Raw genomic sequence first — 10,912 nt, 5'->3', positions numbered from 1 at the left:
ACTGAAGAGTTAGGATTAGCAGTTCTGAGCGCATCATAATAGTCAGACATAAATTCAGCCGCATCGTCTGCGGCTGAATCAAGCTCTTTTCTGTATCGAGTAAGTCTATCCTTGTTTACCCTCATCAATTACACCGTCCAGCAAGTCTTGATTATCAGCCGGGGTCTTTGTAGCCTTAGCCGCAAAGCGTGCCCTAAGAAGCTCTTGTGCTGACGCTCTTTCCCTGTCACTTTCAAGCCTTTGAACTTGGTCATCCGTAAAGCCCAGTTCCTCAAGAAGAATCTCAGAATTGACAATCCATGGAACAGCCTGAGCAATCTTGAGCATGGAATCAGCCTGGGAAACAATTGACGGCATTGCGGGATTGCGCCATTTAGCCGTGATATTAGGCTCTGTTGTAAGCACCTCAGCAAATGATATGTTTCTCTTAACTGCCAACGCCATAAGAGCAATATCTCGAAGAGCTTCACCGTTATCGGCATTAAGGTTTTGAGCATCAACGACCAAAGGCTCTTTTGCGGCGTAGATTGCTTCTGCTGAACTTGGGTTATCAGATACAATTCCGAGCTCTGAGATTGGAACATTGGTCTCAGCGGAAAAACGAGCTGCAAGCGAGCGCATATAGTCAATATGCGGCTGCATTGAACCCTGTTGCAGCTGGCCGAACGTTGGAGTATCGCCATCAGCGTCTTTTGAGACCGCAAAGATTGAACCAATATATGCATCCCATTTTGAGAGCTTGTTGAGAGCATCTGGGTCAGCACCAACAAGATACTTTTGAGGTGCTGTCATAAACTCTGCTGCAACTTCAGCACGTACGCTTGAGCGCATTGCATCATCAGTCAGATCCATAACAGCTCGAGTGATGCGTGACTTACCAAATGGACGGTCAAGCGTTGCCTCGTAGACCAAAGGCTCCATGAGGCATCGGCCCATTCCATGCGGAATGTATTCAGCAACCCAGCGAGTCGAGTCGAGTGGTCTACGGATACGGATAATATCGGTATCGGTAAAGACATTAATCCACGTTGGAGCATTTCTATGGTTTGGTCTGTTATCACGATCAACTACGACAATGCCAGCGTGGATACGGTGTAAACGTTCATCCCAAAGAGCGGCGGCGGACACTGCAGAATATGCTGAGATAATAACCGCAGGCTCTCCCACATCAACATTTCCAGCGGTAACAGTAAGAAACGCACAGGAATTTCTAAGTTGACCTTTAACGGCCTTACGATAGCGTCGCTTGAGGGCATTTTCACGAACAATAGCCTGTAATTCCTTGGCAGTATCCTCATCCGTGCAAGTAAAACCATCGAACTGAGAACGGTCAGCGAGAGCGTCTACAGCCTTTGCTGGCCATGAAATAGCCTGTTCCAAGTTTCTTAAGCCGTCAGGCACAGAAATACCGAGCTGCTGAGGCTTTATATGCATGAGATAGTAGCCATCACGCAAACGATTACGTGCAAGGGTCTTTGAGTAAACTGCACAGAGATTTAAAACTGTCTGCCTATCTTCTTTTCTCAGTCCAGCCGCTGTTGCAATTGCAACAGGAATAATTCCAATTGTCACCAGACTACCTGCTTTCTAGCTGGGTTTCTTTTAGTGGTCCTAACTCCATAAAGTGCAAGTGCCGCAGACTCAGCAGCGGTACACGTTGCTTTTGGAGAATCTCCAAATCCAAAGCCACCGTTATTTCCAATTGCACGCCTGGACGAGCCTGTAACAGACTCGTCCAGTGCTGGAGAGGGGACGTGACATATGCTGTGTGCTCCAACTTCATCAACAAATCTTGAAGCTGCCGCTACGGCCTGTTTTGTATCGCAAAGAACAATGCCCCGCTTCGGAAAACGCAGTTCCTGCAAGCGTTCGGCCAGCTGAGTTGCGCCAGAACGGCCATCAATAACAACGCATGCAATGCGACTCTCACGTTCCTTGATCCATTGAGCGAGGTTTTGACCAGCACCATAAGCGTCTGCGATATCTACGAGCTCAACATAAGCTGTTGGGTTATCTTGCTGAGTTAGAGCTGCTGAAATTGCTACTTTCTTTCCATCGAGCGAATATTTGATTCCAAAAGCAAGAAGACCATCGTCATAAGGCTCTTCTGTTATGCACTCATTCCAGTCATTTGCATTGACGACATACTCAACTGAAGTATCGAGCGTTGACCACCAACCGAGGCGCTCACGAGCAAATCCATCTTTTGTCATCTGATGCCATTCATTGAGTACCGCTCTTTCCGTAATTCGAGAGCCGAGCGCCGGATTAGTCTCATAGGCAAGGTCAAGTGCCTCTTCATCGCTGACACCCTCTCTCGGAACCGATTTTGCGGCCCATTCAAGCCACCAAGCCTCGCCAGGACTGTCGGAGTGAGCTGTATCGTGCATTCGTTTGAATACCGTTCCTCTACAGGTTGGGTCTGGCGGAGTTCCAATGTAAATGACTTGAGGAGAACCATCTTTAGATGCAGAGACTGTTGGCAAAATGGCATTCAATTGAGCATCTGTAAGCTCCTGCGCCTCATCAATAATGATGAGCGAGCGTGTACCTCCTCGTGCCTTTGATGTCGTGCGAGTCGAAAACTTAAGCCTTCCGATTGCGCGTTTGCCACTTTTATAATGTCCACAATCAAAGAGCAAATACTGCTTTCCAGGCTGCCTGTAAGCCTTAAGAAGAAGTTCAGCTAAGTCTGGATATGTCTCGTCGTCCGTAAAAAGGTTCACAATCATATCAAAGAACTCGTCAACGGTATCAGCATTGTGAGCTGAATAGACAACGTCCATTCCACAAATCGCCGCACACCAAATTCCATAGAGTCGTGCGGCAAACGATTTGCCATTTTGACGTGGCTTGGCTGCACCAATAGTTTCAGCCGCCGGCATACCTTTAGCGTCTTTAGCCATGTAAAGTTCAAGCTCATATTTTTGCGCATCATCAAGCTTAAACCCGTAATGAGAAAACATATTTATGCAAGCTTTTGCATCAGAATGATGATATTTTCCAATGCGTTCAAAGGTCGGTTTTTGATTTCCAACACGTTTTTTACGCCTTGGCATCACGAGACCTCTTTGAGATATGTCTTTCTGGCTCGTTTAGCAGGGCTTGGCTTTTTAGCTGCAAGTAACTTCTCTTTTTCCATTACGTCGACTTCGTCAACTACCTGGACGAATGTCTTTACAATGGCTGCAAAATCACGGCCAGACTCACAATCATCTAGCTTCTTTGCCATAGTTATCTGCAGTGCTTTATAGATGTCATACCGACTGCCTTCCCTGCAAATAGTGACTAGTTTCTTGGCCATTAAGACCTCCTTTCAGGCTCACTTCACTGTGGAAAATTTGAGGGTTCGCTATATTCTGACTATGCCAAGGGGCGTCTTTTTGGGGCTGTGGGAGGGTATACCCCCCTACCACAGACGCGTTCTCACAATAGGTAGTGCATTACCCTTAAGCTCGTCCATCATTCGATTACCGCGCTTCTGATTGCATATACGGTGCGCTGCTTTCACGTTCTCCGGGTCGCATGCGGCAGCTCGTCTTTGTTCAAGAGGCAGCCTTGAGACAGGTACGACCTCATCCATCTCAAAGCTCATCGGGTCACCAGCGGGAAGCGAGTAATCGATTGGCATACCGCAAATGTGACACACATCTTCTCGTGCAATCATCTGCTTTCGCAACTGATCTCTAGCATATGAGCGTCTGATGTTGTAACTCATTTGCTCACCCGCCTAACAAAAAAGCGCCCTGGCTCATAACCAGAACGCTTATTAGTTCCTTTGTTGCGTAAAACGCTACTGTACATAATATCACAAAACACCGCGCAAGAGTGCGCAAGAGTATGCAGAGCTTATTTTCTCGAGTTCTCCATATCTTTACGAATGAGTTCTTTGATGTAAGCATTTTGCTTCTCTTGCTTATTAACCCACTCATAAAGCTCATACTCACCAGGATAAAACCTAAGCTGTTTAATCTTTACTGAGCGCTTGATGTATGCAGCAGTAGCTTTCTTTTGAGCTTTACTTACTGCCATGCTGTCTCTTTTCAATTAAAGAGATTATTAGCTGACCGATAATCGTACCAGCAACAATCGCTACAAGAAGACCAGCAAAACTAATTGTAATCATCTTGACCTCCACGTATACTTAAAGATACACCTCGCAGGGGATTACTTTCGTAACCCCCTTTGAGACTGTCTAGGACTTCTTAAAATGCTTACCTGGCCTTTGAGAAGTCCTTTTTCTTTGCAAACTTTGAATAATAAAATGACTTATTACGTTTGCTAAGACAGTAACAAGGAATGCTTCAAACAACTTACCTCCTTTCCCCTTGTTGCTATCTATTATTATAGTACATACTATATATATTGCAAGCATAATAGGCAAAAAATATTATTTATTTTTCAAAAATTTCTCGATGTAATTCTCCTCATCAATTGTCTCAAAGACTTCACGTTCTAACTGTTGTAGCGTTCGCACAGGAGTAAGAAGTCTTTCAGACACATCACTCCAAGTCAGACATTGAAGATAACGCCATTGAAGTAAGTCCGCATAAATAGAGCTGCTCATTAATTGACATATGCCACCGTCTCCGAGCTGACTCACACCATAAAGAAGCGTATAAGCATCATTGATATAGTCGTAATTGTCATTCATTCTTTTAGACAGCAATGCTTCTAGATCTATACGCTTATCTACTTTTGCCATCGTATCTTGATTAGAGCCTTTACTCCCGCCAGCTGAATATGATTGTGCCTTTGCCCCTTCTGTCTCTTGAAGGCTCATAATTTGTTGTAGTGCTCTTGTATTCTCTCTTGATGCTTCTGCTACACCATGAAAGAACTCTGACGCAGTCAGACCACTATAATCCATAATTCTCCAAACGTATCTACGTTTAGTTAGAGTAGTTATTTAAATTATATGATTTAGCTGGCTTGATAGAGAGTTTTCAACATTATGTTTACAAGTTTTCTACAACTTATAAACATTATTGTATTGTTGAGCGGAATAACCTCTAATTTTTTATAGAAGGGTGCGCAACCGGTACGCTTGCGAGCCTTTCTCCGCCGCTTTGCGAAATTGCTTTGCGTGCAATTCGCAAGCTGCTTTCTGCTATACCGTTACGCTTTTAGATAGAAAAGCGAAGCAAGTATAGCACATCGAAAATCTCATAATGAGCGTATCGAGCGTAACGGAATTTAATGAGCGCTACCAACAAAATCTACATAATTTTTAGCCTAGTTTTCTTAATTTATGGGTCTCAGATGACTCCAAGACCCCTTTGCGAAGGCTCTACCTAACTAATAAATAATTTAACTAGTCTTTAGAACGGAATGTCCGAATCGTACAACTCTTCTTCTGGCGCCTTCGGTGCCGTGAATGAAGGCTGGCCCTGCGCAGTGGTAGCTGTTGTTTGGGACTTTGAAAGGAACTCAATCTCCTCTACAACAACCTCTAGTTTGCTGCGACGCTGGCCGTCCTTTGTTTCCCATGAGCTGTAGTGTAGTTTTCCATCAATAGAAACCTTTGCACCCTTGGAAATATAGCGTGAGAGAGCTTCAGCACGCTGACCGAAAACAATACAGTCAATGAAGTTGGGAACATCTTGCCATTTGCCTGTTTGCGGATTCTTGCGGCGGTCATTAACGGCTACACCAAACGAAAGGATATTTGTTCCTCCTGCTGTAGAGCGGAGCTCCGGATCTCTTGTAAGGTTTCCAGAGATATTAACGTGATTAATTGACATATTGAACTCCTAAAAGTACTTATCGATGATTTTTTCAACGTCCATCACACGAGGTGAATACGAGTAATTAGACATTTCCCAGACGAGAAACTTATGTGGAAAGCCCCTAATATCGTCACCATATAAGACTGAAACCCAGTTACCACGAGATTTGAAGTAAATGTGCTCAACACAAGCATTGCTTCTGTCAGTCCAGGTCTTACCATAAAGCTCTAGAGCGTCACACAACTCTTGACAGTACTTACTTCGCTCCATGTCTACCAAGCACCTCCAGAATCTCTTCTGGCGTCTTAGGCATTCCCGCTTCAGACGAATAATCATCTATCGAATGAATAATAGAAACCTCAAGCTTTAACGGAAATCCTCTTGTGACACCATACTCAATGCCACTTGGCGTTATATAGTACGAGCACAGGCAACAAAGTACTGACCCATCATCTAAAGGAATCCAAGTCCGTTCAGTACTAAATCCAGAGTGGTCTTCCCAAGGAATATTTTGAGCATCAAGCAACCTGCGTAGATCCTTTGTGACTTCACTAATTGCCATGATAATATCTAGCCTTTCTCTAATTGTCTGATAATTACTTCTTATCTAGCACTCGCTAAGGGGTAAAAAGAAACTTCAAGTTGAATGAACGTTTTTTGTAGAATTCAACTTGCTTAAAAATTGCTAATTGCAACAAATTGCAACAAGTGTTTAAGGCATGGAACGATTAGAGTTCTCTTTGTTCAATGGTTCTAAGAGCGTCTCCAAACGCTTCTGCCGCTCCCCTGTCACGTCCAGGAAGCAAATGAGAATAGATTCTCAATGTCGTTGCTGGGTCAGCATGGCCAAGACGCTCTGAAAGAGTCTTTAAGTCAACGCCACTTGCCAAACACCAAGACGCATGAGTATGTCTGAGTGAGTGAAACGTAATGCCTTGTGGCAGCTGGAGAGTGCGTCTCATGCGTGTAAATGACCTCGAGACGCTTGTAGGGCGCATATAAGAGCCATCAAGACTAATTAGTGGTGTGGAAGACTCTACAAAGGCAATATGAGCTTTCTGAAGCTTCATGTAGTCACTAATGAAACTAATGTCCGAGTCGGTAATGGCTATGTTTCTTGATCTCTTGCCCTTAGTTGATTCTCGCCTGTAGGGCTTTCTATAAGATTCTTCAATGACGGTACCAGATACGTGAATATGCTTATATAACATGTTTACATCACTGTATCTAATAGCGCAGACCTCACCGCAACGCATTCCAGTTACCAACGAAAGCCATGCAGCAAATGCACAAACAACACGGGAATTAAACTCATTCTCTTGAATAGCTGTGGTGATTCTGGAATTAATAAGGGTGCTTATTCCAGCGAAACCCCATTCTTCAATAGAGACAGCTTCATGAACTTCCCTAGACGGCTTGGCCACGTTAATAAGAGGGTTATAGTCGCATATCCCAGCAGAAACAAAATAATTGTATGCACCTCTCAAGAACTGATGCAGATTAATTACGCTGTTTCGAGACAATCCTTTCTTCAATAGATCTTGCTCAAATGCGGTAAGTAAAGAGGATGTAATACTTCTTACATCCTCTTTGCCAAGCTTTCCATTGATATGGTTTCTAATGAAGCCTTCATGCTGCCTTGTAGTGTTGGGGCTCGCGCCATTCCTGCGTTTAATCGACACATATTCAAGAAGCAAGTCAGTAAGCTGAGTGCTTTTAACTTTGCCATCAGATGTAATGTGAGAAGCCCACATATTGGCTAATTCTTCAGCTTCTTTCTGCGTCTTTGCTGCAGGAAAACTTGCATAAGGCTGAATGATTTTGCCGTTGAGGTTTCTTCCCAAGTAAAGTCGACAGCACCAAATACCGTTCGAATTTTTCCTGACTTTTATGGTGCGATTCATTAGTAACGCTCCATGTAGCAGCCTTTGAAGCGTCTCCACTCAAGAATCGAGCCAATCGCATTCGCTTTTCTTGAGCCGTCATATCCAAGAGCGATACCCTCGTCCTTTGCGACTGCCTTGATCTCTTTCATCGTCATTTTCTCGAGGCGCTCTCTGTCTTCTGCTTCTTTAGGGTTCATTAGTCTCTCCTTAGTGGCATGCTTGCTACCATCGCGACAATAATTGCGATAACTCCAATACCAGCAACAACTGCAACGTTTTGGGTATCACCCGTTGCAGGTAGTGCAGCCTTCTTCTTTGCCTTCTTCACTGGCTTAGACGGCTCCTGCTTAGGCTGTGGCTCTGGCTCAGACTCCTCTGGAGTAGGCTGTGGCTGTGGTCCTGGATTAGGCTCTGGAGTCGGTGGTGTCTCCGGCTCAGTTTGCTGTGGTCGATTGTCACCATTGCCGTTTCCGCCGCTGTCTTGATTGACGTACTGATAACGTGAGCTCTGCGTGGTTTCGCGGCTCTTTAGCTGGATTGTGTTCGAGGCTGTCTCCGTTCCCTCGGTTTCGTAGTACATGAAGTACTGGTTGCCTTGGAAATCAACGCTCGACAAGTCCCACGTAAACGTATTGCCGTTAATGGTTGGTTCGGGAACATTGACACGCACCCAACTAGCAGGGTCAATATTGCTGTATGCGTCCATATGAACGCGATACAAGCGGAACGAGCCAGGAATAATGCGTGTGCCGTCTTGCGCGGTATCCTCTAGTACAACGTTAGTGAGGATATCCGCTGCGTGGTTCAGCCTTACCGACCACTCGACCGTGCCGTGGTCGGTTTTGACGCCCCATTTGGCAATGACCTCGTGCTGAATGATGCCGTAGTGCTTTGTCTCGAAGCTAGTTTCTACTACCTGTCCCGTTGCTTCATCAATGAGCCTTAGCGTGGTTGTTCCTGCTGCTGCGTCAGCCTTAACGTGAGCCGCAAGCCATAGCGTACCCTGCACGTTTTCTTTGCCGTTGACCCACGCAGTGTAAGTGATCGCGACGCGTCCTGGCATAACTTGAGCCGTTGCCATGACAGCACCATCGGGCGCGTAAATGTTGAAGCTCGCCGCGTTAGTTGCTGGGAAGTCGAGAATATCGGGGATAGCAAGCGAGAATGTATCGCCCTCGTGAACTTCGCCTTGTGCTCGCCAAGAAACCGTCAAGTAGATGTCTTGGTTTGTGAATGCCGAGGTTAAGTCCTGCTTGTTTTTGTCCGTGACTCTAAAGCTGGTGATTGTGGTTGGCACGGTCTGAGCCTGTGCGAGAGCTGGCACGCATACCAGCACCGCAAAGACAGCAACAGCCAGCCATTGAAGAACCTTCTTCATGGTTAAAGCCTTTCTATTTGGTTTTGAAAATGGGGAATTAAAAAATAAATAAAAATTTAATCGCTAAAAGCAAAAGCAATACCAGCGAGAATACAGAAAACTAGAATAGCAATATCTGCAATACCCATATGGACCTCCTTTCTGTTTGTAAGGTTGCTTATAAGAGTTTTTCAAGGGTCTCTTTAAGCGAGTTATAAAGGCCATAAGTAATCTTGTTTTCACTGAGATTAACCACATGTATTCCACAGGCAAGTGCAACATCACTCTCAAGTCTTGCTCCACGAGAGGCATTCCAACCAGGCAGCAGTACTACTGTGTCGTAATTAGTAATTTCTGAAAGGCATCGATGCATTGCCTGTTCCCAGCTAGAACTTGCAGGAATCTGCGCAGCGGGGTTATAGATCTGCTCAGCATCGTCAAGTGCGGCAAGCTCTTCAACAAACGTAAACAATCCTTTGTAATTCTTCACGTTAGTGATTGGCCTAGAAAGGTACACTCGTTTGCCCTTAATATCAGAGCCGAGGCATTTACCATTGCTCAAATATGCCAATAAGGCGTAACGCTTGATGAGGTCCACAGCTTTCTCAACAGGATCCATTACTACTCCTTAATTCTTAGCTTGTATCTGTTTCTGTTTGCTCACTCTCGCTTCCCTCTCTTTGCAGCTCTTGCGCGTTTTATATACCAGTAGTCACGCAAAAGTGAGTAGGTATACATCGGTCCTCCATAGGCAAAATGGGTTCCCAAGAGCCACTCAGGACCTTCTGGGTCATCAGCATCAAAACCAGCTCCCCAACCATGTCTAGCTTCAATGTGCCAGAGAACCCACGCAAGGATTCTCTGAGGTAGAGTTAAATGTGGAATCATATTTTGTCTCCTTTTCTTGGTTGTTCATCGCTGCATTTCGCCGCTTTCGTTGCCGTTCTTTCTCGTCCGCATGTTGCCACTCACACCATACGTCATAGTGCTTTTCAGCCATGAAATCCCAAAATGTCTGCTGATCTATACCGTATTCGGGGTCGTAATCGCCCCACACTTTGTCATCAAACATCTCGTCTACGTAAGACTTGCACCTGCTGCACTCGCGCCACTCATAAATGAAGTCAACCTTAAGCGTAGAGGTTATGTATTTCTCGCCTGTACGTATCTCCTTGTCGCACCACGAGCAATGGTGCGACTTGCGTGCTTTCACCTCATGTTGTGGCTTAATTTCGATCATGATCATCGCTCCTCTCGCCCCATGCGCAGAAGCCGTCTAAATTATCCTCTGGGATTACGAAGCCAAAGTTATCGCAGATGTAGCCACAAATCGGATTGTAATGCTGGTGGCTGCAATCTCGACATCTAACGATTGGCTTGTTTGTGAACCAAAGCTTTCTGAAACCGTCAGTACCACCAACGTATTCGCTTTCTTTCATCGCTCTTCCTTCCACGCCAGCTTCTTGTAATGCTCGACTGTTTCGTCAAACTCTTTCATGCACTCTTGAAAAGGGGTATAAGTCCACGAACAACCGGCGTGCCTATATCCGATAATGCACTCATGCTTTGCCTTTAACGCTCGCAAGTACAGTTCATCTGCTGTTGGCTTGCGCTCTGTCACAACGGGAATGCGATAGTTCCAAGTATTAGGCTTCATCACGCACCACCTCTGAGTCGCTCTGCCTATAGAAATACCAACGAATATGAGAGCCGTCAGCCCTTTCTATCGTCTCTGTTGCGTACATTTCTATACTTTGCTGCTCTAATTCATTCGCAACAAACTCTACTAATTCATTTTTACTTTCGAAGAAATGAATAGTGCCGTTACGTTCCTCTAAGACGTATCCTAACCTAGTCATCTCGCACCACCCTTGCGCCACAGTTAGGGCAGAAGTCCCATCCATACCCCTCGTCTAGGTCTTCTGAGCACTCGCTGCAAA

The 10,912-nt window shown here is 45.2% G+C and carries 17 protein-coding genes; all 17 read right to left on the bottom strand.

The window, feature by feature from the left end:
- Window positions 1-105: 105 nt before the first annotated feature.
- Window positions 106-1,572, bottom strand: a complete 1,467-nt coding sequence (locus tag RWJ43_RS04075) for a phage portal protein (protein ID WP_314008084.1) — start codon at window positions 1,570-1,572, stop codon at window positions 106-108.
- The gene (locus RWJ43_RS04070) at window positions 1,569-2,966 is read right to left on the bottom strand and encodes an ATP-binding protein (protein ID WP_314008081.1); all 1,398 of its coding nucleotides are present in this window, start codon (window positions 2,964-2,966) and stop codon (window positions 1,569-1,571) included. The genes RWJ43_RS04075 and RWJ43_RS04070 overlap by 4 nt, the downstream gene beginning before the upstream one ends.
- A 92-nt stretch (window positions 2,967-3,058) precedes the next feature.
- Entirely contained in the window at window positions 3,059-3,304 is a 246-nt protein-coding gene (locus RWJ43_RS04065; RefSeq protein ID WP_314008078.1) for a hypothetical protein, read from the bottom strand.
- Between the two features lie 105 nt (window positions 3,305-3,409).
- A complete protein-coding gene (locus RWJ43_RS04060) occupies window positions 3,410-3,718 on the bottom strand; it encodes an HNH endonuclease (protein ID WP_314008074.1) in 309 nt (102 codons plus the stop codon).
- A 131-nt stretch (window positions 3,719-3,849) separates the two neighbouring features.
- Window positions 3,850-4,032 carry a hypothetical protein gene (locus RWJ43_RS04055; RefSeq protein ID WP_012808660.1) on the bottom strand — a complete coding sequence of 61 codons (183 nt, stop codon included), beginning with the start codon at window positions 4,030-4,032 and terminating at the stop codon, window positions 3,850-3,852.
- A 358-nt stretch (window positions 4,033-4,390) separates the two neighbouring features.
- Window positions 4,391-4,870, bottom strand: a complete 480-nt coding sequence (locus tag RWJ43_RS04050; RefSeq protein WP_314008071.1) for a hypothetical protein — start codon at window positions 4,868-4,870, stop codon at window positions 4,391-4,393.
- A 451-nt stretch (window positions 4,871-5,321) separates the two neighbouring features.
- Window positions 5,322-5,744, bottom strand: coding sequence for a single-stranded DNA-binding protein (locus tag RWJ43_RS04045; protein WP_314008069.1), 423 nt, complete (start codon window positions 5,742-5,744; stop codon window positions 5,322-5,324).
- Window positions 5,745-5,753: 9 nt separating this feature from the next.
- The gene (locus RWJ43_RS04040) at window positions 5,754-5,999 is read right to left on the bottom strand and encodes a hypothetical protein (protein ID WP_313994043.1); all 246 of its coding nucleotides are present in this window, start codon (window positions 5,997-5,999) and stop codon (window positions 5,754-5,756) included.
- A complete protein-coding gene (locus tag RWJ43_RS04035) occupies window positions 5,986-6,291 on the bottom strand; it encodes a hypothetical protein (RefSeq protein WP_314008066.1) in 306 nt (101 codons plus the stop codon). Before RWJ43_RS04035 ends, RWJ43_RS04040 begins: the two co-directional genes overlap by 14 nt.
- 166 nt (window positions 6,292-6,457) lie before the next feature.
- Window positions 6,458-7,672: a tyrosine-type recombinase/integrase gene (locus RWJ43_RS04030; protein ID WP_314008064.1), complete on the bottom strand. Its 1,215-nt coding sequence runs from the start codon at window positions 7,670-7,672 to the stop codon at window positions 6,458-6,460.
- Window positions 7,633-7,812 (bottom strand): hypothetical protein, encoded by a 180-nt coding sequence (locus tag RWJ43_RS04025; protein ID WP_314008061.1) that lies wholly within the window; start codon window positions 7,810-7,812, stop codon window positions 7,633-7,635. The genes RWJ43_RS04030 and RWJ43_RS04025 overlap by 40 nt, the downstream gene beginning before the upstream one ends.
- A complete protein-coding gene (locus RWJ43_RS04020; RefSeq protein ID WP_314008058.1) occupies window positions 7,812-8,993 on the bottom strand; it encodes an Ig-like domain-containing protein in 1,182 nt (393 codons plus the stop codon). The genes RWJ43_RS04025 and RWJ43_RS04020 overlap by 1 nt, the downstream gene beginning before the upstream one ends.
- A 157-nt stretch (window positions 8,994-9,150) precedes the next feature.
- A complete protein-coding gene (locus RWJ43_RS04015) occupies window positions 9,151-9,591 on the bottom strand; it encodes a DUF4406 domain-containing protein (protein WP_314008056.1) in 441 nt (146 codons plus the stop codon).
- Between the two features lie 210 nt (window positions 9,592-9,801).
- Window positions 9,802-10,212: a hypothetical protein gene (locus RWJ43_RS04010; protein WP_314008052.1), complete on the bottom strand. Its 411-nt coding sequence runs from the start codon at window positions 10,210-10,212 to the stop codon at window positions 9,802-9,804.
- Window positions 10,199-10,411, bottom strand: coding sequence for a hypothetical protein (locus tag RWJ43_RS04005; RefSeq protein ID WP_314008049.1), 213 nt, complete (start codon window positions 10,409-10,411; stop codon window positions 10,199-10,201). Before RWJ43_RS04005 ends, RWJ43_RS04010 begins: the two co-directional genes overlap by 14 nt.
- Window positions 10,408-10,629, bottom strand: coding sequence for a hypothetical protein (locus tag RWJ43_RS04000; RefSeq protein WP_314008046.1), 222 nt, complete (start codon window positions 10,627-10,629; stop codon window positions 10,408-10,410). Before RWJ43_RS04000 ends, RWJ43_RS04005 begins: the two co-directional genes overlap by 4 nt.
- The gene (locus RWJ43_RS03995) at window positions 10,619-10,876 is read right to left on the bottom strand and encodes a hypothetical protein (RefSeq protein ID WP_314008044.1); all 258 of its coding nucleotides are present in this window, start codon (window positions 10,874-10,876) and stop codon (window positions 10,619-10,621) included. Before RWJ43_RS03995 ends, RWJ43_RS04000 begins: the two co-directional genes overlap by 11 nt.
- Window positions 10,877-10,912 lie beyond the last annotated feature (36 nt).

The sequence above is a fragment of the Lancefieldella parvula genome (assembly GCF_963530955.1).
GTDB classification, from domain to species: domain Bacteria; phylum Actinomycetota; class Coriobacteriia; order Coriobacteriales; family Atopobiaceae; genus Lancefieldella; species Lancefieldella parvula_A.
Note: the sequence above shows the minus strand (reverse complement) of the source record. Positions and strands in the feature narration are given on the sequence as shown.

Bases quoted from the DNA above. Each gene is read 5' to 3' on its own strand.
- RWJ43_RS04050 (WP_314008071.1), bottom strand. From the start codon at position 4,870: ATGGATTATAGTGGTCTGACTGCGTCAGAGTTCTTTCATGGTGTAGCA.
- RWJ43_RS04035 (WP_314008066.1), bottom strand. From the start codon at position 6,291: ATGGCAATTAGTGAAGTCACAAAGGATCTACGCAGGTTGCTTGATGCT.
- RWJ43_RS04060 (WP_314008074.1), bottom strand. From the start codon at position 3,718: ATGAGTTACAACATCAGACGCTCATATGCTAGAGATCAGTTGCGAAAG.
- RWJ43_RS04045 (WP_314008069.1), bottom strand. From the start codon at position 5,744: ATGTCAATTAATCACGTTAATATCTCTGGAAACCTTACAAGAGATCCG.
- RWJ43_RS04065 (WP_314008078.1), bottom strand. From the start codon at position 3,304: ATGGCCAAGAAACTAGTCACTATTTGCAGGGAAGGCAGTCGGTATGAC.
- RWJ43_RS04010 (WP_314008052.1), bottom strand. From the start codon at position 10,212: ATGATCGAAATTAAGCCACAACATGAGGTGAAAGCACGCAAGTCGCAC.
- RWJ43_RS04000 (WP_314008046.1), bottom strand. From the start codon at position 10,629: ATGAAGCCTAATACTTGGAACTATCGCATTCCCGTTGTGACAGAGCGC.
- RWJ43_RS04070 (WP_314008081.1), bottom strand. From the start codon at position 2,966: ATGTTTTCTCATTACGGGTTTAAGCTTGATGATGCGCAAAAATATGAG.
- RWJ43_RS03995 (WP_314008044.1), bottom strand. From the start codon at position 10,876: ATGGATGGGACTTCTGCCCTAACTGTGGCGCAAGGGTGGTGCGAGATG.
- RWJ43_RS04020 (WP_314008058.1), bottom strand. From the start codon at position 8,993: ATGAAGAAGGTTCTTCAATGGCTGGCTGTTGCTGTCTTTGCGGTGCTG.
- RWJ43_RS04005 (WP_314008049.1), bottom strand. From the start codon at position 10,411: ATGAAAGAAAGCGAATACGTTGGTGGTACTGACGGTTTCAGAAAGCTT.
- RWJ43_RS04015 (WP_314008056.1), bottom strand. From the start codon at position 9,591: ATGGATCCTGTTGAGAAAGCTGTGGACCTCATCAAGCGTTACGCCTTA.
- RWJ43_RS04025 (WP_314008061.1), bottom strand. From the start codon at position 7,812: ATGAACCCTAAAGAAGCAGAAGACAGAGAGCGCCTCGAGAAAATGACG.
- RWJ43_RS04055 (WP_012808660.1), bottom strand. From the start codon at position 4,032: ATGGCAGTAAGTAAAGCTCAAAAGAAAGCTACTGCTGCATACATCAAG.
- RWJ43_RS04040 (WP_313994043.1), bottom strand. From the start codon at position 5,999: ATGGAGCGAAGTAAGTACTGTCAAGAGTTGTGTGACGCTCTAGAGCTT.